The organism is Pseudomonas sp. Irchel s3b2 (assembly GCF_900187445.1).
In the GTDB taxonomy this organism is placed as follows: domain Bacteria; phylum Pseudomonadota; class Gammaproteobacteria; order Pseudomonadales; family Pseudomonadaceae; genus Aquipseudomonas.
The window spans coordinates 114,901-139,239 of the sequence record NZ_FYEB01000014.1; the positions used below are offsets into that span (position 1 = coordinate 114,901).

Below are 24,339 nucleotides of genomic sequence, written 5' to 3' on the forward strand. Positions count from 1 at the left end.
GGAGCGTGGGAACGATCAGATGAAGACACCTTCGCTGGCAAGCCAGCTCCTACTACCAAATAACGAGAATCCCCCTGCCAACGGCGCATTCGTCTGGCAGGCGGGGCTCTCTACTATCGGTTCATCGCCTGTTGGCTCGACAGGCATCGACCCAGACAGAGGCCCACCATGATCTACGCACAACCCGGAACACCCGGCGCCGTCGTTTCCTTCAAACCGCGCTACGGCAATTTCATCGGCGGCGAATTCGTTGCCCCAATCAACGGCGAGTACTTCACCAATACCTCACCGGTTACCGGTGAAGTGATCGCCGAGTTCCCGCGCTCCAGCGCCGCCGACATCGAAAAAGCCCTTGATGCCGCCCATGCCGCCGCCGATGCCTGGGGTAAAACCTCGGCGCAGGATCGCTCGCTGGTGCTGCTGAAAATCGCCGACCGCATCGAGCAGAACCTTGAAATCCTTGCCGTCACCGAAACCTGGGACAACGGCAAGGCCGTGCGCGAAACCCTCAACGCCGACGTGCCGCTGGCTGCCGACCACTTCCGTTACTTCGCCGGTTGCATCCGCGCTCAGGAAGGCGGCGCCGCCGAGATCAACGAACTGACCACCGCCTATCACTTCCACGAACCGCTGGGCGTGGTCGGGCAGATCATTCCGTGGAACTTCCCGCTGCTGATGGCCGCCTGGAAACTCGCTCCGGCCCTGGCTGCCGGCAACTGCATCGTGCTCAAACCCGCCGAACAAACGCCGCTGTCGATCATGGTGTTCGCCGAGCTGATCGCCGACTTGCTGCCGGCGGGCGTGCTGAACATCGTCCAGGGTTTCGGTCGCGAAGCCGGTGAGGCGCTGGCCACCAGCAAGCGCATCGCCAAAATCGCCTTCACCGGTTCCACGCCGGTTGGCGCGCACATCATGCATTGCGCCGCCGAGAACATCATTCCGAGCACCGTTGAACTGGGCGGCAAGTCGCCGAACATTTTCTTCGAAGACATCATGAATGCCGAGCCGCAGTTCATCGAGAAAGCCGCCGAAGGCCTGGTGCTGGCGTTCTTCAACCAGGGCGAAGTCTGCACCTGTCCGTCCCGGGCGCTGGTGCAGGAATCGATCTACGAGCCGTTCATGGCCGAGGTGATGAAAAAGATCGTCAAGATCAAGCGCGGCAACCCGCTGGACACCGAAACCATGGTCGGCGCCCAGGCGTCCGAGCAGCAATACGACAAGATCCTCTCGTACCTGAAAATCGCTCAGGAGGAGGGCGCCGAACTGCTCACCGGCGGCGCGGCCGAGCGTCTTGAAGGCGACTTGTCGAGCGGCTATTACATCCAGCCGACCCTGCTCAAGGGCCATAACAAAATGCGCGTGTTCCAGGAAGAAATCTTCGGCCCGGTGGTGGGTGTCACCACCTTCAAGGACGAAGCCGAAGCCCTGGCGATTGCCAACGACAGCGAGTTCGGCCTCGGCGCCGGCCTGTGGACCCGCGACATCAACCGCGCCTACCGCATGGGCCGGGCGATCAAGGCCGGGCGTGTCTGGACCAACTGCTACCACCTGTACCCGGCTCACGCCGCGTTTGGTGGCTACAAGAAATCCGGTGTCGGCCGTGAGAACCACAAGATGATGCTCGACCATTACCAACAGACCAAAAACCTGCTGGTGAGCTACGACATCAATCCGTTGGGGTTCTTCTGATTCGACTTGAAATCGGGTGATGGCCTTCGCGGGCAAGCCTCGCTCCTACAGGGTTGCGCGAGTTTCACGGCCAACACATAACCTGTAGGAGCGAGGCTTGCCCGCGAAGGCGTCATCACATTCAACATCAATATTGAATGTGCAGGCCTCTTCGCGGGCAAGCCCGCTCCCACATTAGTTCTCCGTGTACTTGAAGACCGCGCAACACCCCCTACCAACGCACCCCACAACCTCCTTCGAAAGTAGCATTCGGTCACCTCTTTCCCCGTGCATTAATGGTCTTACCGGAATCGTCCGGCACAAGAAGAGGATTGACCCATGTGGAATAAACCCGCGTTTACCGATCTGCGCATTGGCTTCGAAGTGACGATGTATTTCGCCAACCGTTGATTGTTTGCCCGGTCAGCCGTCGCGTTGGCCGGGCCTGCCTTCTGGAGCCATCCCATGCACATCCGCGTTCTCGGTTCCGCCGCTGGCGGCGGTTTTCCGCAATGGAACTGCAACTGCCGTCAATGCGCCGCTATGCGCGACGGCAGCCTGCGCGCACAACGTCGCACACAGTCGTCCATTGCCTTGAGCGACGACGGTGTGGAGTGGGTGCTCTGCAATGCTTCACCGGACATTCGCGCGCAACTCGAAAGCTTTCCGGCGATGCAACCGGCCCGACGCTTGCGCGACACGGCGATTGCCGGTGTCGTCCTGCTGGACAGTCAGATCGACCATTGCACTGGCCTGTTGAGCCTGCGCGAAGGCTGCCCGCATTCGGTCTGGTGCACCGAGCGGGTTCACGAAGACCTGAGCAGCGGCTTTCCCTTGTTCAGCATGCTCAAACACTGGAACGGTGGCTTGCAGTGGCAACCCATCGGACTGGATCGCGAGCCGTTCAGTATCGCTGCCTGCCCACACCTACAATTTCGTGCGATTCCACTGGTCAGCAATGCACCACCGTATTCTCCCAACCGTGGCAACCCGCAACCGGGTGACACCATCGGCCTGTTCATCGAAGACTTGCGCAGCGGTGCATCGGTTTTCTACGCGCCGGGGCTGGGGCAGATCGATGTCGAGGTATTGAGCTGGATGCAGCGCGCCGACTGCCTGCTGCTGGACGGCACGCTGTGGCGCGACGATGAAATGCGCGTGTGCGAAGTCGGCCAGAGCCTGGGCCGCGAAATGGGCCACCTGCCACAAAGTGGTCCCAGCGGCATGCTCGACGTGCTGGAGGGCTTCAATCGCCAGCGCAAGGTGCTGATCCACATCAACAACACCAACCCGATACTCGATGAAGACTCGGCCGAGCGCGCATTGCTGGAGCGGCGCGGGATTGAAGTGGCTTATGACGGCATGAGTATTGAGCTGTAGCGGAAGGCGCCTTCGCGGGCAAGTCGGATCGCCGCACCGCTCGCTCCTACAGGGGTTGCGTCGTACGCGAATTTCATGGCCAACACAAAACCTGTAGGAGCGAGGCTTGCCCGCGAAGGGGCCAGACCAAACACCGCGAAATCCGGAGAACCGCAATGACTGACACGCCGATGTCCCCCGTGGAATTCGAACAGGCCCTGCGCGCCAAGGGCGCCTATTACCACATCCACCACCCATTCCACCAAGCCATGTACGCCGGGCGTGCCACCCGCGAGCAGATCCAGGGCTGGGTCGCCAATCGCTTCTATTACCAGGTGAACATCCCGCTCAAGGATGCCGCCATCCTCGCCAACTGCCCGGACCGCGACGTGCGCCGGGAATGGTTGCAACGGATCCTCGACCATGACGGCGTTCCCGGCAGTGAAGGCGGCATCGAAGCATGGTTGCGATTGGGCGAAGCAGTGGGGCTGGAACGCGCACAAATCCTCTCGCAAGAGTTGGTGCTGCCGGGCGTGCGTTTCGCCGTGGACGCCTACGTCAATTTCGCCCGTCGCGCTTGTTGGCAAGAAGCGGCCAGCAGTTCGCTGACCGAACTGTTCGCGCCACAGATCCACCAGTCCCGGCTCGACGCCTGGCCAACGCATTACCCATGGATCGACCCGGCCGGTTACGACTATTTCCGTACGCGCCTGAGTCAGGCCCGGCGTGATGTCGAGCATGGTTTGCGCATCACCCTGACGCATTACGTCACGGTCGAAGGCCAGCAACGCATGCTGGAGATCCTGCAGTTCAAGCTCGATGTGCTGTGGAGCATGCTCGACGCGATGAGCATGGCCTATGAACTGGACCGGCCGCCGTATCACACCGTCACCACCGAGCGGGTCTGGCATCGGGGGATCATCTTGTGAGCCAGATCGAACAGCAACCCGGCCCACCGCTGTGGTTGCTGGCGGAGTTGACCTATCGCTGCCCGTTGCAATGCCCGTATTGCTCTAACCCGCTGGATTTCGCCCAACAGGGCGAGGAGTTGAGCACAGAAGAGTGGATTCGGGTGTTCCGCGAGGCGCGGGAGATGGGCGCTGCACAACTGGGTTTTTCAGGTGGCGAGCCGTTGGTGCGCCAAGACCTCGCAGAGCTGATCAAGGCCGCGCGGGACATGGGCTACTACACCAACCTGATTACCTCGGGTATCGGCCTGACCGAACAGAAGGTCCGCGACTTCAAGATCGCCGGGCTGGACCATATCCAGATCAGTTTTCAGGCCGCCGACGAACAGGTGAACAATCTGCTCGCCGGCTCGCGCAAGGCCTTCGCCCAGAAACTGGCGATGGCCCGGGCGGTGAAAGCCCAGGGCTACCCGATGGTGCTGAACTTCGTCACCCATCGGCACAACATCGACCAGATCGCGCAGATCATCGAACTGTGCCTGGAACTGGAAGCGGATTTCGTCGAGTTGGCGACGTGTCAGTTCTACGGCTGGGCTGAACTGAATCGCGTCGGCCTGTTGCCGACCCGCGAACAGTTGCAGCGCGCCGAGCGCATCACCAATGAATACCGCCAGCGGCTTGAGGCCGAGGGCCACCCGTGCAAGCTGATTTTCGTCACCCCGGATTACTATGAAGAACGCCCCAAGACCTGCATGAATGGCTGGGCCAACCTGTTTCTCGACATCACCCCGGACGGCACGGCATTGCCTTGTCATAGCGCCCGCCAGTTGCCGGTGCAGTTTCCCAACGTGCGCGAGCACAGCATCGCGCACATCTGGAACGACTCCTTCGGTTTCAACCGTTTTCGCGGCGATGACTGGATGAAAGAGCCGTGCCGTTCCTGCGATGAAAAGCACAAGGACCTCGGCGGCTGCCGCTGCCAGGCGTTCATGCTCACCGGCGATGCCAGCAACGCCGACCCGGTGTGCAGCAAGTCGCCGCACCACGACGTTATTCTCAAGGCCCGGGACGAAGCCGATGCGCCGGGGCAGGGCATGGAGCACCTGATGTTGCGCAATGAAAAGGCTTCGCGGCTGATTTATCGCGGATGAATCGAAAAGGTGCATCCGACGCAGATCCCTGTGGGAGCGGGCTTGCCCGCGATAGCTGCATAACAGTCGACATCTATGTTGAATGTGCTGGCCTCATCGCGGGCAAGCCCGCTCCCACAGGGATTTTCAGTGAATACATAATCGGAGTGCACCCCCCGGGCGGGCTCGCTATCCATTGGTCTGATTGCATTCGCAGCCGGATGCTTTAGTGTGTTCTTTACCTTCAAAACAATAAAAAACAGGCTTTCCAATGAGCCAGAATCTCAGCCAGCTGCGTAAATTCGTTTCGCCTGAAATCATCTTCGGTGCCGGCTGTCGGCACAACGTCGGTAATTACGCCAAGACCTTCGGCGCCCGCAAAGTGCTGGTGGTCAGCGACCCCGGGGTGATTGCCGCCGGTTGGGTCGCCGACGTCGAGGCCAGCCTGCAAGCCCAGGGCATTGATTACTTTTTATATAGCGACGTTTCGCCTAACCCGCGGATCGAAGAAGTCATGCTCGGCGCCGAGCTATACCGGGAGAATCACTGCGATGTGATCGTGGCAATCGGCGGCGGCAGCCCGATGGATTGCGGCAAGGGCATCGGCATTGTCGTCGCCCACGGGCGCAACATCCTCGAATTCGAGGGCGTGGACACCCTGCGCATCGCCAGCCCACCGCTGATCCTGATCCCGACCACCGCCGGCACTTCGGCCGACGTGTCGCAGTTCGTGATCATCTCCAATCAGCAAGAACGCATGAAATTCTCCATCGTCAGCAAAGCCGCAGTACCGGACGTGTCGCTGATCGATCCGGAAACCACCCTGAGCATGGACCCGTTCCTGTCGGCCTGTACCGGCATCGACGCGTTGGTCCATGCCATCGAAGCCTTCGTCTCCACCGGTCACGGGCCGCTCACCGACCCTCATGCGTTGGAGGCGATGCGGCTGATCAACGGCAATCTGGTGCAAATGATCGCCAACCCCAGCGACATCGCCCTGCGGGAAAAAATCATGCTCGGCAGCATGCAGGCCGGGCTGGCGTTTTCCAACGCGATCCTTGGCGCGGTGCATGCCATGTCCCACAGCCTAGGCGGCTTTCTCGATCTGCCCCATGGCCTGTGCAATGCGGTGCTGGTGGAACACGTGGTGGCGTTCAACTACAGCTCGGCGCCGGATCGCTTCAAGGTGATCGCCGAGACCTTCGGTATCGATTGCCGTGGCCTGAATCACCGGCAGATTTGCGGACGGCTGGTCGAACACCTGATCGCCCTCAAACACGCCATCGGCTTTCACGAAACCCTGGGCCTGCACGGGGTGAGTACGGCGGACATTCCGTTCCTGTCGCAACACGCCATGGATGACCCGTGCATCCTTACCAATCCGCGCGAATCCAGTCAGCGCGACGTCGAGGTCGTCTATGGCGAAGCCCTCTGACGAGCAACAACGGGCGCTGGCCGGGTTACTCGGCTTAGGCAACCACTCGGCGCGCAAGAGTCATTACCCGGAACTGGCCGCGCGCCTGGATGAGCTGGAAGCCGAGCGCAACCGCTATAAATGGCTGTTCGAAAACGCGGTGCACGGGATCTTCCAGGCCAGCCTTCAGGCAGGCATGCGCGCCGCCAACCCGGCGCTGGCGCGGATGCTCGGCTATCAGGATCCGCAGGAGGTGCTGTTTTCCCTGACGGACCTGGCGGGCACGCTGTTTGTCGGTGGGGCGCAAGAGCTGGAAAGCATCGGCGAAATCCTCCAGCGCGAGCGCAGCCTGCTGGGCTATGAAACTCAGCTGCGGCGCAAGGACGGCAGCGTCCTCGACGTGTTGATGAACCTGCTGCTCAAACCGGATCAGGAAGGTTTGGTGGAGGGCTTTGTCGCCGATATCACCGAACGAAAACTGGCCCAGGAGCGCCTGCAACAACTCAATGACGAACTGGAGCAGCGGGTTACCGCGCGCACCAACGAGTTACTGGACGCCAACCGCAACCTGCAACAGCAGATCACCCAGCGCAAACAGATCGCAGAAGCCTTGCGCGATGCCCGTGATGCCGCCGAGGCGGCCAATCGCAGCAAGGACAAATACCTCGCCGCCGCCAGTCACGATCTGCTGCAACCGCTCAACGCCGCGCGTTTGCTGATCTCGACCTTGCGCGAACGCAAACTGCCCGACGTCGAGCAGGTGCTGGTGGAGCGCACGCATCAGGCGCTGGAAGGGGCCGAAGATTTGCTCACCGATCTGCTGGATATTTCCCGGCTCGATCAGGCCGCAGTGAAGCCGGACATTGCCCTGTACCGCCTCGACGAATTGTTCGCGCCACTGGTCTCGGAGTTTCAGTCGGTGGCCGCGGCAGCCGGGTTGAACCTGCGGGTGCACATGGGCGATTACGCCCTTCATACCGACTTGCGCTTGATGACGCGGATTTTGCGCAACTTCCTCAGTAATGCCTGCCGTTATACCGACGCAGGCTGCATTCTGCTGGGGGCAAGACGCCGGGGCGATGCGCTGCGTATCGAAGTCTGGGACACCGGGCGCGGGATTCCTGCGGATCGTCTTGACTCGATCTTCCTCGAGTTCAACCAACTGGACGTCGGGCGCGCCGCCGATCGCAAGGGCGTGGGTCTGGGACTGGCGATTGTCGAGCGCATCGCCAAGATCCTCGACTACAGGATTCAGGTGCATTCGCGGCCGGGGCGCGGTTCGATGTTCAGCATCGAAGTACCGATTTCCCATGAAATTCCACTGCCGATCAATCAGGCCGCGCCGCAGCCGACTACCGGAAACCCGTTGCCGGGGCGGCGTTTGTTGGTGTTGGACAACGAAGTCAGCATTCTTGAAAGCATGAGCGCGCTGCTCGGGCAGTGGGGCTGTGAAGTGGTCACCGCCACGGATGAGGCCACCGCGTTGGTGGCTTTGCAGGGACAGGCGCCGGAGCTGATTCTGGCGGACTATCACCTGGATCACGGGGTGGTGGGCTGTGAAGTGGTCCGGCATTTGCGCGAGCATTTTGGCCAGGCAATTGCGGCGGTGATCATCACCGCCGACCGCACTGACCAGTGTCGGCGCTCATTGCAGCGCCTCGACGCGCCGCTGCTGAACAAACCCGTGAAGCCCGGCAAGTTGCGCGCGGTGCTGACTCAGCTATTGGCGTAGCGATAGCGTACAGGGGATTCGTGTTCGTTTTCCCCTGTCGCCCGATCCAGAGCGGATGCTAGTCTTGACCAACGCTGTTGCCAGGGAGCCCTCATGGGCAATCACAAGATCGAAATTCGTCGCAGTAACGTTGACAAGATTCTGCTGGGGGCCGAGAAAGTCTTCGCCGAAAAAGGTTTCGGCAGCACCGCCATGGCCGACATCGCTGCCGAAGTGCAACTGCCGCGTTCCAACCTGCATTACTACTTCAGCACCAAGAGCGAGCTATACAGCGCGGTGCTCCTGGGTTTGCTGGAGGTCTGGAAGCAGGACGCCCTGTGCTTCGAGATGTTCGACGATCCGCGAGTGGTGCTCAGCAGCTACATCCGCGCCAAGATGAACCATTCCCGCAGTCGGCCGTACGGTTCGAAAGTCTGGGCCAACGAAATCATCCATGGTGCGCCGACACTGGGTGAGAAACTGGATGCCAGCCTGTACGACTGGGCCAAGATGAAAGAAGCGAAAATTCGCCAGTGGGTGGAAGACAAACGCATCCTGCCGGTGGAGCCTTCCAGCCTGCTGTACATGATCTGGGCCTCGACCCAGCACTACGCCGACTTTGACCACCAGGTGAATATTCTGAATGATCATCAGCCGCTGTCGGACATGCAGTTCGAGCGGGCGGTGCAGACGGTGACCAGTGTGATATTGCGTGGGATCGGGTTGGAGCCGTAACCAGATCGTTCCCACGCGCAGCAAAGGAATGCCTCAATGGACGCTCTGCGTCCGCTCTTGGGACGCGGAGCGTCCCGGGCTGCATTCCTTTGCTGCGCGTGGGAACGATCGGTTAGACGGTGGTGTGATAGGGATTACGCGGATCATGGTTCCAATCCAGAAACGGCTTGCCGGTATCCATCGGCACCATCTCGATGCAATCCTGCACCGGACACGTGATCTGGCACAGGTTGCAACCCACGCACTCATCATCGATCACTTCATATTTATGCGTCCCGTCCGCCTGTTTGAGGCTGGCAATCGCTTGGTGCGAGGTATCTTCACAAGCGATGTGGCAACGACCGCAACCGATGCACGCCTCCTGATCGATCTTGGCAATCACCTGATAGTTGATGTCCAGGTACTTCCAGTCCGTGGTGTTGCCCACCGCACGCCCGGAAAAATCCGACACGCTGGCGTAGCCCTGACTGTCCATCCAGCGTGACAAACCGTCCTTCATCTCCTCGACAATTCGGAAACCATGCAGCATCGCCGCCGTGCACACCTGCACCGAGCCGCTGCCCAGGGCAATGAACTCCGCCGCATCGCGCCAACTGCCGATGCCGCCGATGCCCGAGATCGGCAGGCCTTGGGTCTGCGGATCGCGGGCGATCTCGGCGACCATGTTCAGCGCAATCGGCTTCACCGCCGAGCCGCAATAACCGCCATGGGTGCTTTGGCTGCCCACCATAGGATTGGCCACCATGCGTTCCAGATTGACGCTGGTGATCGAGTTGATGGTGTTGATCAACGACACTGCATCGGCCCCACCACGGTGCGCGGCACGGGCGGCGACGCGGATGTCGGTGATGTTCGGCGTGAGCTTGACGATCACCGGCAGCGAGCAATACGTCTTGCACCAGCGGGTGACCTGTTCGACGTATTCCGGCACTTGGCCGACCGCCGCGCCCATGCCCCGTTCCGGCATGCCGTGGGGGCAGCCGAAATTCAGTTCGATGCCATCGGCACCGGTGGCCTCCACCAGTGGCAGGATGTTTTTCCACGACTCTTCGACACAGGGCACCATCAGCGACACGATCAGCGCGCGGTCCGGCCAGTCCTTTTTGACCTGAGTGATTTCCTGCAGATTGATTTCCAGCGAACGGTCGGTGATCAGCTCGATGTTGTTAAAGCCAAGCACCTCCCGATTAGCCCCGAAGTGCGCCGAGTAGCGCGACGATACGTTGACCGCCGCCGGGTCTTCACCCAGGGTTTTCCAGACCACGCCGCCCCAACCGGCCTCAAACGCGCGAACCACGTTGTAGGCTTTGTCGGTCGGTGGCGCGGAAGCCAGCCAGAACGGATTGGGGGCTTTGATACCGGCGAAAACAATCGAGAGATCGGCCATTTACGCAGCCTCCACGTTGAGCATGAGTTGAGCGTTGATGGCCTCGGCGGCCAGCTTGCCGTGCTGCACGGCTTGCACGGTGAGGTCCTGATCGAGGCTGGTGCAGTCGCCACCGGCATACACGCCGGGAATGCTGGTACGCAGCTGTTCGTCGACGAGGATGCGGTCGCCCTGACGCTTGAGTTCACGGGCCAGCGGATCGGCGAGGGCGCTGGTGTCAAAGGTTTGGCCGATGGCTTTGAAGATTGCGTCGGCGGCCAGTTCAAAGGTTTCGCCAGTGGTTTGCAGGCGACCGTCTACCAACCGGGTGCGGGCGAAGCGCATGCCGCACACGTTGCCCTTATCGTCGAGCAGCACTTCTTGCGGTTGCGCCCAGGTCAGCAGTCGCACCTGATTGGCCTTGGCGATGTCCTGTTCGTGACCGGTGGCGCCCATGTCCTCGACGCCACGGCGGTACACCAGATTCACGTCGCGAGCACCGAGACGAGCCATTTGCACGGCCATGTCGATGGCGGTGTTGCCGGCACCGAGGACAATGCAGTGCTCGGCCAGCGGCAGTTGCGTCAGGTCATCGGCCTGGCGCAGTTCGCGGATGTAGTCGGTGGCAGCGAGCAGGCCGGGGGCATCCTCGTGAGCAAGACCTAATTGTTTGCTGGCGGCCAGGCCGAGGCCGAGGAATACCGCATCGAATTGCTGATGCAGTTCGCTGAGGGTCAGGTTGTCGCCAAGTTTCTGCCCGTGGCGAATCTCGATCCCGCCAATCCCCATCAGGAATTCAAGCTCCTTCTGCGCGTAATCATCCACCAGTTTGTACTTGGCGATCCCGTATTCGTTGAGGCCGCCAGCCTTTTCCCGCGCCTCGAAAATCACCACGTCATGCCCATGCATGGCGCTGCGGTGCGCGCAGGACAAACCGGCCGGGCCGGCACCCACCACAGCGATGCGCTTGCCGGTTGCGGCGGCGCGCTGGAACGGGTGTTCGCTGAAGTGCGCGTTGTCCACGGCATAGCGTTGCAACAGGCCAATCAGCACCGGCGCGCATTCCTGGGCGTTGTTGCGCACGCAGGCTTGCTGGCAAAGGATCTCCGTCGGACAGACCCGGGCGCAACTGCCGCCGAGGATGTTCGCCGAGAGAATTTTCTGAGCCGCGCCCTGAACGTTTTCCTGATGGATATTGCGGATGAACGAGGGAATATCGATGTCGCTCGGACAGGCATTCACGCACGGCGCGTCATAGCAGTACAGGCAGCGCGAGGCTTCCAGATGCGCCTGACGGTCGTTGAGCGGCGGCGCCAGATCGGTGAAATGGCCGGCGAGGGCGGCCGCGTCCTCATGGGGATGCGGGAGGTGGTTCAGGGTCTTGATCACGGTGTTGGCCTCACGATTATTTGAGGTACTGCCTCTGGTGGGCATTGGTTTTTTTGTTGTCTGGGCCGGCCTCTTCGCGGGCAAGCCTCGCTCCTATAGAGGTATGCATTCCAAAATGTGGGAGCGGGCTTGCTCGCGAAGGCCGAAGGCCTCGATCTCAGCGTTTCACAGCAACCGGCCTGCACATCTCAGCCCGCTTGCTCAGCAAATCAAACACCGCCGGATACGCCGGCCGTTCGACATACCGACCGGCACCACGCTCGGCCCGCAAATCACCATCGGCCCACACCACTCGGCCCTGGCTGACGGTGTGGCTCGGCACGCCGCGCACGGTCTTGCCTTCAAAGATGTTGAAGTCGACTTGCTGGTGATGGGTCTTGGCTGAAATCGTCCGCGTGCCTTCCGGATCCCACAGCACCAGATCGGCATCTGCACCCACACGAATCGCACCCTTGCGCGGATAGAGGTTGAAAATCTTCGCGGTGTTGGTGGAGGTGAGGGCAACGAAGTGCTGCATCGACAAGCGCCCGGTGTTCACTCCTTCATCCCAGAGCACCGCCATGCGGTCTTCGATCCCGGCGGTGCCGTTAGGGATCTTGCTGAAGTCGTCACGGCCGGCAGCTTTTTGCTCGGCGCAGAAGCAGCAGTGGTCGGTGGCGGTGGTGTGCAGGTTGCCCGCTTGCAGGCCATGCCAAAGGGCTTCCTGATGGCCGCGAGGACGGAAGGGCGGGCTCATCACGTAACCGGCGGCGGTCTGCCAGTCCGGGTGTTGGTAAACGCTGTCGTCCAGCAGCAGATGCCCGGCCAGCACTTCGCCGTAAACCGGTTGGCCCTTGCTGCGGGCGTAGGTGATTTCGTCGAGGGCTTCCTTGGTCGAGACGTGGACCAGGTACAGCGGCGTGCCGAGGGTTTCGGCAATGCGGATCGCCCGGCTCGCGGCTTCACCTTCCACCTGCGAAGGCCGCGACAGCGGGTGCGCTTCCGGCCCGGTCATGCCCTGAGCCATCAATTTGCGTTGCAGGTGATAGACCAGCTCGCCGTTTTCCGCATGCACGGTCGGCACCGCGCCCAATTCCAGACAACGCTCGAAACTCGCCACCAGCGTATCGTCGGCAGCCATGATCGCGTTCTTGTAGGCCATGAAATGCTTGAAGCTATTGACCCCGTGGTGGCTGACCAACTCAGCCATTTCTTCGCGGACCTGCTCACTCCACCAAGTGATGGCGACGTGGAAACCGTAGTCAGACGCCGATTTCTCGGCCCAGCCGCGCCATTGATGAAACGCTTCCATCAGGGATTGCTGCGGGTTGGGAATCACGAAGTCGATGATCGAGGTGGTGCCGCCGGCAAGCCCCGCCGCGGTGCCGCTGAAGAAGTCTTCGCTGGCCACCGTGCCCATGAAGGGCAACTGCATATGAGTGTGCGGGTCGATGCCGCCGGGCATCAGGTATTGGCCGCTGCCGTCGAGCACTTCGGCATCGGCGGGAACATCGAGGTTTTCACCGATGGCTTTGATCACGCCCTCGGCGCAATAGACGTCGGCGCGATAACTTTCATCATGGGTAATAACGGTGGCGCCACGGATCAACAGAGACATTCCGAGTTCCTCGCAGGCATTGACCGACTGATGCCGGTTCTAAATGTTTTATATGAAGCAGACGCCAATCGGTGTATTCCTGTCAGCGCTGTCAAGAATAGACGCTAGCTGCAGTTTGTCGATTGAGCAAGAATATTTTTTATAAGCTTATTACTGTTTTAAATAATTGATAAATAACGATTAAAGCTGAAAATCACCAAAATGGTGAGGCCTCTCACCATTTTGACGCACTTGACAGGTTCCAAAAATAGACGAGATTTTCTATGTGAAATCAGCCGCTTGAGGATGGTCTATGGTTGATGCGCAATCTTTCAAAAAAGATCGACGCACCAGATTGAGTCCTGACTGTTCGGACAACTTGCCTGACATTCGGCCTGAGTGGCATGGCAACTCACCGCGGATTCAATAGTTGGATAAATAAAGCTGATCAATATCAGTTGGTTAGCGAAATTTTATGGCACTGCTCGATGCGTAAGCGGGGCACCCGGCACGTTTATTGATGCCGCCGCTGACACCTTGGCCGGTCCGTAAAAGTTGTCAGTTTCTCCGGCCATCGTCCGGCTTGCGCACTCGCGCCAGCCCCTGATGAGCAAAAATAATCAAAAGAACAGTGGAGCGGCCATGCAACAGATCAGATCGCAAGTGACCGAGCGCGACGGCTTGTTTGAGCTAGAAGCCGGCAGCGACGTCCTCGACAGTCCCCGTTACAACCACGACATGGCACCGACCAAGGTGCGCGAACGAACCTGGAACAAATGGCACATCACCGCGTTATGGGTCGGCATGGCGATCTGCGTGCCGACCTACACCCTCGGCGGCGTGCTCACCGCTTATTTCGGCCTGACCGTCGGCGAAGCACTGCTGGCGATTCTGTTCGCCAACATCATCGTGCTGATCCCGCTGACCCTGAACGCCTTTCCCGGCACCAAATACGGCATCCCGTTTCCGGTGTTGTTGCGCTCATCCTTCGGCATCCTCGGTTCGAACATTCCGTGCCTGATCCGTGCTTTGGTGGCGTGTGGCTGGTTCGGCATCCAGACCATGTTCGGCGGGCTGGCGATTCACCTGTTTCTCGGGTCGGTGTTCGATGACTGGAAAGCCCTCGGCGGCACCGGTGAAGTGATCGGCTTCATGGTGTTCTGGGCCTTGAACCTGTGGGTGGTGATTCGCGGGGCGGACTCGATCAAATGGCTGGAAACCCTCTCGGCGCCGTTGTTGGTGCTGGTGGGCGTGGGGCTGCTGGTGTGGGCGATGCCGAACGTGTCGATGAGCGAATTGATGGCGATCCCGGCCAAGCGTCCGGAAGGGGCCAGCGTGGTCAGCTACTTTGCCGCCGGGCTGACCGCCATGGTCGGGTTCTGGGCGACCTTGTCGCTGAACATTCCGGACTTTAGCCGCTACGCAAAAAGCCAGAAGGATCAGATCATCGGGCAGATTATCGGCTTGCCCCTGACCATGTTCCTGTTCGCCTCCCTTGGTGTGGTGATGACGGCCGCTTCGGTAAAACTGGTGGGCGTCACTGTCTCTGATCCGGTCACGTTGATTGGTCATATCCAGAGCCCGGTCTGGGTCGCCCTGGCCATGGCCCTGATCATCATCGCCACGTTGTCGACCAACACCGCAGCCAACATCGTTTCGCCGACCAACGACTTCCAGAACGTTGCGCCTAAAGTCATCAATCGCACCAAAGCGGTGATGCTCACGGGTTTGGTCGGCTTGGCGTTGATGGCCCATGAACTGTTGAAGAAGCTCGGGCTGATCGTTTCGGATTTAAGCCTGGAGACGGTGTATTCCAACTGGTTGCTGGGCTATTCCAGTCTGCTGGGCCCGATCGCCGGGATCATGGTGGTGGACTATTTCCTGATCAAGAAACAGCAACTGGACCTGGCCGGCCTCTACCGCGATGACGTTTACCCGGCGTGGAACTGGTTCGGTTTTATCGCATTCGGCGTGCCGGTGGCGTTGACGCTGCTGTCGCTGGGCAGCGATGCGTTCAGCTGGTTTTACAGCTACGGCTGGTTCACCGGCTCAGCCCTTGGTGGGCTGATCTATTACGGGTTGAGCGTGATGCGGCCGAGCCCGACAGCCGTGAAATCTCCGGTGTGAGGGATTGATCGTTCCCACGCTCTGCGTGGGAATGCAGCCCGGGACGCTCCGCGTCCCAGAAGCGGACGCAGAGCGTCCATGGATGAATTCCCACGCAGAGCGTGGGAACTATCAGAAGAAAAACTGAGGAGATCATCATGAACGCTGCCGTAGACGTTCTGCAGTCCACCCATCAGCACATCAACCGCGACCGTCTGTGGCAGTCGCTCATGGAGCTGGCCAAGCTCGGCGCCACGGTCAAGGGCGGCGTCTGCCGGCTGGCCCTGACCGACCTCGATCGCCAGGCCCGGGACATCTTCGTGAACTGGTGCGAGGAGGCCGGCTGCACCGTCAGCATCGACGCTGTCGGCAACATTTTCGCCCGGCGTCCGGGGCGCAACCCGAGCCTGCCGCCGGTGATGACCGGCAGCCACATCGACACCCAGCCCACTGGCGGCAAGTTCGACGGCTGCTTCGGCGTGCTGGCCGGGGTCGAAGTGCTGCGCACCCTCAATGACCTGGGCGTGGAAACCGAAGCGCCGCTGGAGGTGGTGGTCTGGACCAATGAAGAAGGCTCGCGCTTCGCCCCGTGCATGATGGGATCCGGCGTGTTCGCGGAAAAATTCACCCTCGAAGAAACCCTGGCCAAGGTCGATGCCGAGGGCGTGACCGTCGGCGAAGCCCTGAACGCCATTGGTTACGCCGGGCCGCGCAAAGTCAGCGGCCATGCCGTCGGTGCGTATTTCGAGGCGCACATCGAGCAAGGCCCGATTCTTGAGGACGAGCGCAAAACCATCGGCGTGGTCATGGGCGCCCTAGGGCAGAAATGGTTCGACCTGAAACTGCGTGGTGTCGAAGCCCACGCCGGCCCGACGCCGATGCACCTGCGCAAGGATGCTCTGGTCGGTGCCTCGGTGATCGTCGGCGCGGTCAATCGCGCTGCCCTCGGCCATCAACCCCACGCCTGCGGCACCGTCGGTTGCCTGCAAGCCTACCCCGGCTCGCGCAATGTGATTCCCGGCGAAGTGCGCATGACCCTGGACTTCCGTCATCTGGAGCCGGCACGTCTTGACTCAATGATCGCCGAAGTTCGCGAGGTTATCGAAACCACTTGCGAGGAACATGGCCTGACCTTCGAACTGACACCCACCGCCGACTTCCCGCCGCTGTACTTCGACAAGGGCTGCGTCGAAGCGGTACGCGGCGCCGCTCAAGGGCTCGGCCTGTCGCACATGGATATCGTCAGCGGGGCAGGGCATGACGCAATCTTCCTTGCCGAACTCGGCCCCGCCGGGATGATCTTCGTGCCCTGCGAAGGCGGCATCAGCCACAACGAAATCGAAAACGCCACGCCGGATGACCTGGCTGCCGGGTGTGCGGTGTTGTTGCGGGCGATGCTGGCGGCTTCGGATGCGATTGCCAGCGGCAAGCAAGCGGCTTGAGGCATCGGTTGTTCGATAGCCTCATTGTGTTGGCGGGATGCTCAACGGCGGGTTTGCAACGCTTTGAACATCAGCATCCCCGCCAGCATGGCGATGACGAACACCCGGGCCTGCCAATGGCCCGTCGGCAGTAACACCAGCGCCGGGCCGGGACAGATGCCGGCAATCCCCCAACCGACTCCGAAGAGCAGGCTGCCACCGATCAGGCGCCGATCCAGCTCACGGCTGATCGGCAACTGCATAGGCGCCCCCAGCAAGGACGTCGGTTGTTTCATGGCCCAATGAAACGGCCCCCAGGCCACGGCAATGGCCCCGATCATGACCAGCGCCAAGGAGGGATCCCACACACCGGTAATGTCCAGAAAGCCCAGCACTTTGGCCGGGTTTGCCATGCCGGCCAGCAACAGGCCGATGCCGAACAGCAGGCCAGCGAGGAACGCGGTCAGTTTGCGCATGTTCAATACCCCAGCAGATGGCGCAGGACGAACACCGTCACAAAGCCGGCGAACATGAAGCTCAAGGTGGCGGCAATGGAGCGCGGTGACAGGCGGGAGATACCGCACACGCCGTGGCCACTGGTGCAGCCGGAGCCGTAACGAGTGCCGACACCGACGCACAATCCGGCGACGATCAGGCCTACGGCACCGGTTTTGAATTCGATGGCCGGCCACACATGAAACAACGCCCACAACAACGGCGCCGCCAATAGTCCGAGCAGGAACAGAGCTTTTTCGCCCCGCCCCGAATCATTACCCTCAAGCAGGCTGCCTAACAACCCGCTGATCCCGGCAACCCGTCCGTTGGCCACCACCATGACGCTTGCGGCCAAACCGATCAGCGCACCTCCCGCCAAGGCGGACCAGGGGGTGAAGTGAAGCGAATCAAGCATCATGGCAACTCTCCATACGGGCAAGAAACGGCACTAAATCACTCTTTTTTGTTTGAGCATAGAGCTGCTTTTGGGTACCCACGTCACAAAACCGAATCCTCAATCGTCATCCTGTTGAACCCCTCAATTAGCGGAGCAACACGATGTCGTCCAACACTCAACCAGTCAACCTGCTGCAATCCATCCCTCAGGTTTTCGAAAGCCTGACCCAAGTCCATGTCACCCTCGACAGCCATGACCTGGACCCGACCCTCAAACACCTGCTGCACCTGCGTGCTTCGCAGATCAACCAATGCGGTTTCTGCGTGAAGATGCACACCCACGAGGCGCGCGAAGCCAATGAAACCAACGAACGCCTGGACCGCCTGATCGTCTGGCGCCATGTCAGCGATTTCAGTGCCTCGGAACGCGCCGCCCTGGCCTGGACCGAAGCCCTGACCGTACTCGATGAAAAGACCGATTACGCCACTCTGCGCGGCGACTTGCGCGAGCATTTCAACGACGCGCAAATCGGTGCCTTGACGGGCGAGATCGGCATGATCAACCTGTGGAACCGTTTGCAGGTGTCGAGGCACTGATCGATGAACTCAGCTGAAAACGCCGCCGCTGTATTCGAGCAGCGCCGGCCCTTTTTGCTCGGTCTGGCCTATCGCATTCTCGGCTCGCGCACCGAAGCCGAGGATGTGGTGCAAGAGCTGTTCATCAAATGGCTGGAGGCCGACCGGGCCTCCATTGCCACGCCGGCCGCCTGGCTCACCACCGCCTGCACCCGGCACTGCATTGACCTGCTGCGCTCGGCGCACACGTCACGGGTCGACTACATCGGCACCTGGCTGCCAGAGCCGATTCACACCACCCATCAGCATTCACCCGAACACATGCATGAACTGGCCTCGTCATTGTCCACCGCGTTCCTGCTCTTGCTGGAACGGCTGACCCCCAAGGAACGCGCCGCGTACCTGCTCTACGAAATTTTCGACATGGATTACGCGCAAGTCGCCGAGGCGATCGGGGTCCAGGAAGCGGCTTGCCGCAAGTTGGTGTCCCGGGCCAAGGCCTGTCTGGGTAACGGGCAAATCCGTTATCAACCGGAGCCGGCGCGTCAGGACCAATTGCTGAACGCCTTCCACAGCGCCATCGCCAGCGGCTCGACCGCGTCCCTGACCGCGCTGCTGGCCGAAGACGTCGAACTCTGCGCCGACGGCGGCGGCAAGGCCTCGGCCATTCGCGAAACCCTGTTCGGCATCAACAGCGTGCTGGACTTCATCGGCCAGTCGCTGCATGCCTACTGGCAGACGTACGAATGGCTGCCCACGCAAATCAACGGCGCTCAAGGCGTGATCATCAAAGCCGACGGCGATCTCGTTGCGTCGCTGAGTTTTGGTTTTGACGAAGCAGGGCGGGTGAGCCGGATTTTCATCATGCGTAATCCGGATAAGTTGGCGGGGCTGTCGGCGGGGTTGGACGTGCAGTAATTCATCGGCCCGAAAAGATCGCAGCCTTCGGCAGCTCCTACATTGACCGAGTACAACCGTGATCACGCGGATGTACGCAATCCCTGTAGGAGCTGGCGAAGCCTGCGATCTTTTGATCTTGATCTCTCAAATCCAAATGGCATCCCACAACGGATAGTCACCCACCCGTTTCACCAATCCCGCACGCAACGGATTCATGACGATGTAACGTGCTGCATCCTTCAGGTCTTCATCACGACGTAATGCTCGGTCGTAATATCCACGCTGCCACAGACGGCCAGGATCGCCACGCATAAGATTGATCGAACGGCTGCTCCTGGACTTGATGCGGCACATCAGCTCGGCCAACGTGCCGTGCTTGAGTTCCAACAACCAGTGCAGATGATCCGGCATCACTACCCAAGCCATGGAGTTGACCATCGAGGCTTGATCGGCGCAGCGCAGTTGGTCGACCAGAAGCCGTCCCAGCCGCCAATCTGCGAACACCGGCTCTCGTTGATGAGCGACGACGGTCAGCAGATAAATACGACCTGATTCGGAAAATCGAGCCTTGCGCAGGCGACATCCATTTGCAGCAATAGCCATTCCTTGGCCTCCTTGAGGTGTGTTGTCAGATAAACATTAGTCGTTAGCCTGAGTGGCACGGATGAAAGCGTTTTCGGAATATTTCGAATCCGCCGAAAAGATCGCAGCCTTCGGCAGCTCCATTGACCGAGTACACACGTGATCACGCGGATGTACGCAACTGCGACTGGGTACACCTGCGATCACGCGGATGTACGCCCCCCCCCCCGGTAGGAGCTGGCGAAGCCTGCGATCTTTTGATCTTGATCTTTTGGGGCTGCTGAAAATCAAAGGATCGCAGCCTTCGGCAGCTCCTACAGGCGGTGCACTATCGCAAACGCTCGCGGTCGTAATTTCACAGGGCAGCGCACAAAGGTGCCGCCGCAATCGTGGAGATCCAATGAGCCAGGACGTCCTGACCACCGAAACCAATCGCCGCCAGTTGCAGCAGATCATCGCCGGCCTGTCCGAAGGGGTGATTCTGCTGGAACTCGACCAGACCATCATCTGGGCCAATGACGCCGCGCTGGCCATGCACGGGGTCAGTCGGCTCGGTGAGCTGGGCGCCAATGCCAGGGAGTACGCGAAGCGGTTTGCCTTGCGTTATCGCAACAATCACCCGGTAGCGACGGAGAATTATCCGATCAGCCGCGTTGCCCGGGGCGAGATGTTCAGTGATGTGCTGGTTGAATTGACGCCAGTCGAAAACGAAGAGCGCACCTGGGTTCACAGCGTGCGCAGCATGGTGCTGGCCGACCACGCCGGCGAGCCGGAGTCGTTGGTGCTGATCATGAACGACGTCACCGAATGGGCCAGCGCCGAGCAGCGTTTCGAAAAGACCTTCAATGCCAACCCGGCCCCGGCGGTGATCTGTCGCCTCAGCGATTTGCGCTTCATCAAAGTCAATCAGGGCTTCCTGGAAATGACCGGCTATGCCCGTGATCAGGTGATCGGCGCTTCGACCTATGAGCTGGATGTGCTGGAGCGCGCTGAAAACAAGGACCTGGCCAAGCAGCGTTTGCGTGATGGGGCAACCATTCCGCAGATGCAGGCCGAACTGCAATTGCCCGACGGTGGCAGCAAACAGGTGATCGTTGCCGGGCAACCGCTGGAGCTCAACGACGAAGATTGCATGCTATTTTCCTTCGTCGACATGGAGCTGCGGCACAAGGCCGAAATTGCCCTGCGCCAGAGCGAGGAACGATTCGCGAAAGCCTTTCGCCTCACCCCGGTGCCGATCCTGGTGTGCAGCGCCGACGATCAAGTGGTGATGGACGTCAACGAAGCCTTTCTCGATACCCTCGCGTGCCCCAGTGAAGAGGTGCTCGGCAAGACCGTGGCGCAACTCGGTTTCATCGATGACGCAGGCACTCGCACGCGACTGTTTGCGGCCCTGGAGAAAACCGGGCGCGTGGATCGCGTCGATGTCAGGGTACTCCGCAAGGATGCCGGGCTGATCGATTGCGCCGTCTCGGCGGACACTGTGAACATTCAGGACGGCACTTGTTATCTGCTGGTGTTGATGGACATCACGGAGCGCAAACGCACCGAGCTGGAGTTGGTGTCGGCGATTGAAGAGGTGATGAAAGATGCCTCCTGGTTCAGCCGCACGCTGATCGAGAAACTGGCTAATGTGAAGAACGTCAATTTGCCGCAATTGCCCAGTGTGTCGTTCACCGACCTGACCGCCCGGGAGCGTGATGTGCTCGGCTTGATCTGTGAAGGCCTCGCCGACAAGGAAATCGCCGCGCGCCTGAAACTGGCGCCTAATACCGTGCGCAATCATGTTTCGACGGTGTATTCCAAGCTCGACGTGCACAGCCGCAGTGAGGCGATTGTATGGGCTCGCGAACGGGGTCTGTTCTCCAGCGAGAGGCGGCCCAAGGGGCAACGTTAAGATGCAAATGCACTAGTTGGGATGGTGCAATTTGATGTTCAGTTGGGGGGCTGTTTTTTCTAGGCTGTAAGGGTGCGATACGTGACTTCGGGTCGGTATCGGGTCCTCTTCGATGCAGCTAAAGGAGCAGCCACATGGGTGCGAACAGATCAAGCGTGGGGGCGATTTTGCGTCGTCGCCAAGGTGAATCGGGATGATTCATCTGGCGCAATTGCGTATGCAACTGGAGCGGAGTTTTTCGCCGTTGGCCTGTGAGTGCGCGCTCACGGGGGATAATTCGTTGACGGTGAAGCTTTATCACCCGGCGACGGGGCAGGTGGATCTGGTGGTCAGTGGGTTGAGCATGGCGATGCTCAGGACGCCAGAGGCAATGACGGCGTTGATTGAAGAGTTGCGGTACGAGCTCGAGAGCATTGGTCTGCATCGGTCCAATGCTTCGTAGGCGCTGGCCAGTAATTCGTGTCTCACGGATGTCCCCGATCCACTGTAGGAGCGAGGCTTGCCCGCGAAGACGGCCTGGCAGTTAACCTGTGTTTTGTTGATTGAGTACATATCCATTTCTGCGGTAACGGCGGCTTATGGTTTCGCCCTTACGGCGACTCACTTTTTTTACAAGCGCCTAAAAAAAGTAAGCAAAAAAACGCTCGCCCCAAGCGTCCGGCCCCTCGCTAAGGCTCGGCGTTCCTTCGCTCCGGTATCCATCTGGGGGCATCGCCCTACGGTTGGCTTCGCTTCAACCTACATGCGATGGGTTCGACTGCGTCGAACGGCGCTGCGCGCCAATCCCCAGATGAACACCTCCACTCTGCCTCCCGAAGGGGCGGGTGGATCAAGATCAAAAGCCAAAGCCAAAGCCAAAGCCAAAGCCAAAGCCAAAGCCAAAGCCAAAGCCAAAGCCAAAGCCAAAGCCAAAGCCAAAGCCAAAGCCAACCCCAGTCCATCCGCTGTTTTTCTGGCATTGGCGGGTGGCTGGGCTATAAGGAATGCGAGGTATTTCTTTTCTGTGACGGGGCCGCGGGTGTGCGGTGTGGTTTTTGTGTCGCGGAAAATGTCGATTACTTACCGCGGGTCAGCCTATGAACAGTTTTGGGATACGTATTTTTTCGCCACTGTCGCTCGTACTCTGCGCGGCGATTCTGGGTGGTTGCGCCAGTCCGCCGCCTCCGCCACCCGCTGCGCCGCCACCGCCACCGGTTCGTACCTGTCAAACTTCCGAAAACACCGATGTGCAGGGTGATATGAGGGCTGAAGGGCAGGTGACCCGGACCACCACCTTGACCCGTTGCGTCACTCAGTAAGCAGTGGTGTGTACCGCCAGTTGCCTTCTGCGCGACTGGCGGGTGTGGCCTGAGTGGCGGGTCAGAATTCCTCGATCCTGACCCATCGCGACTCTTGTGCCGCGAAACGGATCGCGGTCGCCAGGCGCTCGACTTCCCATGCCTGCTCGAAATCTGTCCCGTCCTGACCGAGGCCGGCCAGCGCCATCACCAACTCGTGCACTTCAAGGGTCTTGAGTTCGTTGTAACCCAACTGATGCCCCGGTGCCGGGCTGAAAGCGGCATAACCCGGTAAATCCGGCCCTGCCAGCAGCCGTTGGAAACCGCCTTGCCCAGCGCGATACATCCGCAGTTCATTCAAGCGTTCCTGATCGAACGCCAAGGTGCCTAGGGTGCCGCTGATTTCAAAACTCAGGTGATTCTTATAACCGTGTTTGAGCCAGCTGCTGCTGAACGTCCCGCGCGCGCCGTTGGCGAACCGCAGCAACGCGTGGACCTGGTCGTCGACCGCGACCTCACGTCGCTCCTGGCCACCTAACGTTACGGGGCGTTGCGCATGTACGGTCTGGGTATCCGCGCACACGGCCTCGATGTCGCCCAGCAGATGACGGGCCATGGCCAGCAAATGGCTACCCAAATCCGCCAAGGCACCGCCGGCGTAATCGGCGTCGCAACGCCAGGACCAGGGCGAAACGGGGTCGGCCATGAAGTCTTCGCTGAATTCGCCCTGGAAACTGATGATCTGCCCCAGTGCTCCGTTTTGAATCAAATCCCGAGCGAGGCCGATGATCGGGTTGTGCTGATAGTTGTAACCCACCCGCGTCACCACGCCTGCGGCTTTAGCAGCAAGACGCATGGCACTGGCCTGTTCGAGGTTCACGGCCAGCGGCTTTTCGCAGTACACCGGCTTGCCGGCGGCGAGGGCGGCCATGGCCATGGGGTAGTGCAGATGGTTAGGGGTGGTGATGGCGATCAGGTTGACTTTGGGGTCATTGATCAGCTGTTGCCAGTCGCTGTGGGCTGTTTCGAAACCCCAGGCATCGGCGCAGGCTCGGGCGCGTTGCGGGTCGGCATCGGCCAGGGCCGCGAGTTTGAGCTTCAGGGGCAGTTCGAAGACCGCACTGACGTTGCGAAAGGCTAAGGCATGAGCGCGGCCCATGAAACCTGTGCCGATAAGTCCGATACCGAGTTCGCGCATAGCCGGGGTCCTTTTGGATTTTTGTTTTCAGGAGAGCTATTTATGGAATAAATATTCTCAATATGCAATTAGTAGAATAAATATTCTTATACTGGATCCGATACGGCTGCGATCTGAACGTTCCCACGCTCCGCGTGGGAATGCAGCCGGGGACGCTCCGCGTCCCAAAAGAGCGGACGCAGAGCGTCCGGTGAGGCATTCCCACGCAGAGCGTGGGAACGATCAACACATGGGA

At 60.1% G+C, this 24,339-nt stretch carries 22 protein-coding genes; 15 read left to right on the plus strand and 7 right to left on the minus strand.

Going from position 1 to position 24,339, the window contains the following annotated elements; all coding sequences use genetic code 11:
• Positions 1–168 precede the first annotated feature (168 nt).
• The 8 genes from CKW20_RS23680 (at position 169) to CKW20_RS23715 (ending at position 8,925) form a co-directional block, all read left to right on the plus strand.
• Positions 169–1,689 carry an aldehyde dehydrogenase family protein gene (locus tag CKW20_RS23680; RefSeq protein WP_095055061.1) on the plus strand — a complete coding sequence of 507 codons (1,521 nt, stop codon included), beginning with the start codon at positions 169–171 and terminating at the stop codon, positions 1,687–1,689.
• A gap of 318 nt (positions 1,690–2,007) precedes the next feature.
• Positions 2,008–2,079 carry a pyrroloquinoline quinone precursor peptide PqqA gene (pqqA, locus tag CKW20_RS23685; RefSeq protein WP_010455123.1) on the plus strand — a complete coding sequence of 24 codons (72 nt, stop codon included), beginning with the start codon at positions 2,008–2,010 and terminating at the stop codon, positions 2,077–2,079.
• 54 nt (positions 2,080–2,133) lie between these two features.
• Positions 2,134–3,048 carry a pyrroloquinoline quinone biosynthesis protein PqqB gene (gene pqqB / locus CKW20_RS23690; protein WP_095055062.1) on the plus strand — a complete coding sequence of 305 codons (915 nt, stop codon included), beginning with the start codon at positions 2,134–2,136 and terminating at the stop codon, positions 3,046–3,048.
• Positions 3,049–3,203: 155 nt separating this feature from the next.
• A complete protein-coding gene (gene pqqC / locus CKW20_RS23695; protein ID WP_095055063.1) occupies positions 3,204–3,956 on the plus strand; it encodes a pyrroloquinoline-quinone synthase PqqC in 753 nt (250 codons plus the stop codon).
• A complete protein-coding gene (gene pqqE, locus CKW20_RS23700) occupies positions 3,953–5,086 on the plus strand; it encodes a pyrroloquinoline quinone biosynthesis protein PqqE (RefSeq protein ID WP_095055064.1) in 1,134 nt (377 codons plus the stop codon). The genes pqqC and pqqE overlap by 4 nt, the downstream gene beginning before the upstream one ends.
• A gap of 250 nt (positions 5,087–5,336) precedes the next feature.
• Positions 5,337–6,500 (plus strand): alcohol dehydrogenase-like regulatory protein ErcA, encoded by a 1,164-nt coding sequence (gene ercA, locus CKW20_RS23705; protein ID WP_095055065.1) that lies wholly within the window; start codon positions 5,337–5,339, stop codon positions 6,498–6,500.
• The gene (locus tag CKW20_RS23710) at positions 6,484–8,211 is read left to right on the plus strand and encodes a NahK/ErcS family hybrid sensor histidine kinase/response regulator (RefSeq protein ID WP_095055066.1); all 1,728 of its coding nucleotides are present in this window, start codon (positions 6,484–6,486) and stop codon (positions 8,209–8,211) included. Before ercA ends, CKW20_RS23710 begins: the two co-directional genes overlap by 17 nt.
• 93 nt (positions 8,212–8,304) lie before the next feature.
• Positions 8,305–8,925 carry a TetR/AcrR family transcriptional regulator gene (locus CKW20_RS23715; protein WP_030129353.1) on the plus strand — a complete coding sequence of 207 codons (621 nt, stop codon included), beginning with the start codon at positions 8,305–8,307 and terminating at the stop codon, positions 8,923–8,925.
• A gap of 112 nt (positions 8,926–9,037) precedes the next feature.
• Here CKW20_RS23715 and preA read toward each other — a convergent pair whose 3' ends face one another.
• The 3 genes from preA to hydA all read right to left on the minus strand — a co-directional run bounded on the left by preA (position 9,038) and on the right by hydA (position 13,277).
• A complete protein-coding gene (preA, locus tag CKW20_RS23720; RefSeq protein ID WP_095055067.1) occupies positions 9,038–10,312 on the minus strand; it encodes an NAD-dependent dihydropyrimidine dehydrogenase subunit PreA in 1,275 nt (424 codons plus the stop codon).
• Positions 10,313–11,680, minus strand: a complete 1,368-nt coding sequence (locus CKW20_RS23725; protein WP_095055090.1) for an NAD(P)-dependent oxidoreductase — start codon at positions 11,678–11,680, stop codon at positions 10,313–10,315.
• A 157-nt stretch (positions 11,681–11,837) separates the two neighbouring features.
• Positions 11,838–13,277 (minus strand): dihydropyrimidinase, encoded by a 1,440-nt coding sequence (gene hydA / locus CKW20_RS23730; protein ID WP_095055068.1) that lies wholly within the window; start codon positions 13,275–13,277, stop codon positions 11,838–11,840.
• 621 nt (positions 13,278–13,898) lie between these two features.
• Here hydA and CKW20_RS23735 point away from each other — a divergent pair.
• Positions 13,899–15,383 (plus strand): NCS1 family nucleobase:cation symporter-1, encoded by a 1,485-nt coding sequence (locus CKW20_RS23735; protein WP_095055069.1) that lies wholly within the window; start codon positions 13,899–13,901, stop codon positions 15,381–15,383.
• Between the two features lie 137 nt (positions 15,384–15,520).
• Complete coding sequence (locus tag CKW20_RS23745; RefSeq protein WP_095055071.1) at positions 15,521–16,804, plus strand: Zn-dependent hydrolase; 1,284 nt, start codon at positions 15,521–15,523, stop codon at positions 16,802–16,804.
• Between the two features lie 41 nt (positions 16,805–16,845).
• Here the strand turns inward: CKW20_RS23745 and CKW20_RS23750 are convergent, their stop codons facing one another.
• On the minus strand, positions 16,846–17,259 hold the full coding sequence (locus tag CKW20_RS23750) for a DUF6691 family protein (RefSeq protein WP_095055072.1): 414 nt from the start codon (positions 17,257–17,259) through the stop codon (positions 16,846–16,848).
• A 2-nt stretch (positions 17,260–17,261) separates the two neighbouring features.
• Positions 17,262–17,696, minus strand: a complete 435-nt coding sequence (locus CKW20_RS23755) for a YeeE/YedE family protein (RefSeq protein WP_095055073.1) — start codon at positions 17,694–17,696, stop codon at positions 17,262–17,264.
• A gap of 140 nt (positions 17,697–17,836) precedes the next feature.
• Between CKW20_RS23755 and CKW20_RS23760 the strand changes: the two genes are divergently transcribed.
• The gene (locus tag CKW20_RS23760) at positions 17,837–18,271 is read left to right on the plus strand and encodes a carboxymuconolactone decarboxylase family protein (RefSeq protein ID WP_095055074.1); all 435 of its coding nucleotides are present in this window, start codon (positions 17,837–17,839) and stop codon (positions 18,269–18,271) included.
• Between the two features lie 3 nt (positions 18,272–18,274).
• Positions 18,275–19,168, plus strand: coding sequence for an RNA polymerase sigma factor SigJ (gene sigJ, locus CKW20_RS23765; RefSeq protein ID WP_095055075.1), 894 nt, complete (start codon positions 18,275–18,277; stop codon positions 19,166–19,168).
• A 126-nt stretch (positions 19,169–19,294) separates the two neighbouring features.
• Here the strand turns inward: sigJ and CKW20_RS23770 are convergent, their stop codons facing one another.
• Complete coding sequence (locus tag CKW20_RS23770; RefSeq protein ID WP_095055076.1) at positions 19,295–19,753, minus strand: transposase; 459 nt, start codon at positions 19,751–19,753, stop codon at positions 19,295–19,297.
• Positions 19,754–20,132: 379 nt separating this feature from the next.
• Between CKW20_RS23770 and CKW20_RS23775 the strand changes: the two genes are divergently transcribed.
• From CKW20_RS23775 to CKW20_RS29660, 3 genes are all read left to right on the plus strand, one after another.
• On the plus strand, positions 20,133–21,629 hold the full coding sequence (locus CKW20_RS23775; RefSeq protein WP_095055077.1) for a helix-turn-helix transcriptional regulator: 1,497 nt from the start codon (positions 20,133–20,135) through the stop codon (positions 21,627–21,629).
• 193 nt (positions 21,630–21,822) lie between these two features.
• The gene (locus tag CKW20_RS23780; protein WP_095055078.1) at positions 21,823–22,071 is read left to right on the plus strand and encodes a DUF1652 domain-containing protein; all 249 of its coding nucleotides are present in this window, start codon (positions 21,823–21,825) and stop codon (positions 22,069–22,071) included.
• A gap of 57 nt (positions 22,072–22,128) precedes the next feature.
• Positions 22,129–22,866 carry a hypothetical protein gene (locus CKW20_RS29660; protein WP_176466952.1) on the plus strand — a complete coding sequence of 246 codons (738 nt, stop codon included), beginning with the start codon at positions 22,129–22,131 and terminating at the stop codon, positions 22,864–22,866.
• Positions 22,867–22,988: 122 nt separating this feature from the next.
• Here the strand turns inward: CKW20_RS29660 and CKW20_RS23790 are convergent, their stop codons facing one another.
• Positions 22,989–24,104, minus strand: a complete 1,116-nt coding sequence (locus tag CKW20_RS23790) for a Gfo/Idh/MocA family protein (protein ID WP_095055079.1) — start codon at positions 24,102–24,104, stop codon at positions 22,989–22,991.
• Positions 24,105–24,339: the final 235 nt, after the last annotated feature.

What these genes read in the sequence shown, in the direction of transcription:
- CKW20_RS23680 (WP_095055061.1), top strand. Translation starts at nt 169, where the DNA reads ATGATCTACGCACAACCCGGAACACCCGGCGCCGTCGTTTCCTTCAAA.
- pqqB (WP_095055062.1), top strand. Translation starts at nt 2,134, where the DNA reads ATGCACATCCGCGTTCTCGGTTCCGCCGCTGGCGGCGGTTTTCCGCAA.
- pqqC (WP_095055063.1), top strand. Translation starts at nt 3,204, where the DNA reads ATGACTGACACGCCGATGTCCCCCGTGGAATTCGAACAGGCCCTGCGC.
- ercA (WP_095055065.1), top strand. Translation starts at nt 5,337, where the DNA reads ATGAGCCAGAATCTCAGCCAGCTGCGTAAATTCGTTTCGCCTGAAATC.
- CKW20_RS23710 (WP_095055066.1), top strand. Translation starts at nt 6,484, where the DNA reads ATGGCGAAGCCCTCTGACGAGCAACAACGGGCGCTGGCCGGGTTACTC.
- CKW20_RS23715 (WP_030129353.1), top strand. Translation starts at nt 8,305, where the DNA reads ATGGGCAATCACAAGATCGAAATTCGTCGCAGTAACGTTGACAAGATT.
- preA (WP_095055067.1), bottom strand. Translation starts at nt 10,312, where the DNA reads ATGGCCGATCTCTCGATTGTTTTCGCCGGTATCAAAGCCCCCAATCCG.
- hydA (WP_095055068.1), bottom strand. Translation starts at nt 13,277, where the DNA reads ATGTCTCTGTTGATCCGTGGCGCCACCGTTATTACCCATGATGAAAGT.
- CKW20_RS23735 (WP_095055069.1), top strand. Translation starts at nt 13,899, where the DNA reads ATGCAACAGATCAGATCGCAAGTGACCGAGCGCGACGGCTTGTTTGAG.
- CKW20_RS23745 (WP_095055071.1), top strand. Translation starts at nt 15,521, where the DNA reads ATGAACGCTGCCGTAGACGTTCTGCAGTCCACCCATCAGCACATCAAC.
- CKW20_RS23750 (WP_095055072.1), bottom strand. Translation starts at nt 17,259, where the DNA reads ATGCGCAAACTGACCGCGTTCCTCGCTGGCCTGCTGTTCGGCATCGGC.
- CKW20_RS23755 (WP_095055073.1), bottom strand. Translation starts at nt 17,696, where the DNA reads ATGATGCTTGATTCGCTTCACTTCACCCCCTGGTCCGCCTTGGCGGGA.
- CKW20_RS23760 (WP_095055074.1), top strand. Translation starts at nt 17,837, where the DNA reads ATGTCGTCCAACACTCAACCAGTCAACCTGCTGCAATCCATCCCTCAG.
- sigJ (WP_095055075.1), top strand. Translation starts at nt 18,275, where the DNA reads ATGAACTCAGCTGAAAACGCCGCCGCTGTATTCGAGCAGCGCCGGCCC.
- CKW20_RS23770 (WP_095055076.1), bottom strand. Translation starts at nt 19,753, where the DNA reads ATGGCTATTGCTGCAAATGGATGTCGCCTGCGCAAGGCTCGATTTTCC.
- CKW20_RS23775 (WP_095055077.1), top strand. Translation starts at nt 20,133, where the DNA reads ATGAGCCAGGACGTCCTGACCACCGAAACCAATCGCCGCCAGTTGCAG.
- CKW20_RS23780 (WP_095055078.1), top strand. Translation starts at nt 21,823, where the DNA reads ATGATTCATCTGGCGCAATTGCGTATGCAACTGGAGCGGAGTTTTTCG.
- CKW20_RS23790 (WP_095055079.1), bottom strand. Translation starts at nt 24,104, where the DNA reads ATGCGCGAACTCGGTATCGGACTTATCGGCACAGGTTTCATGGGCCGC.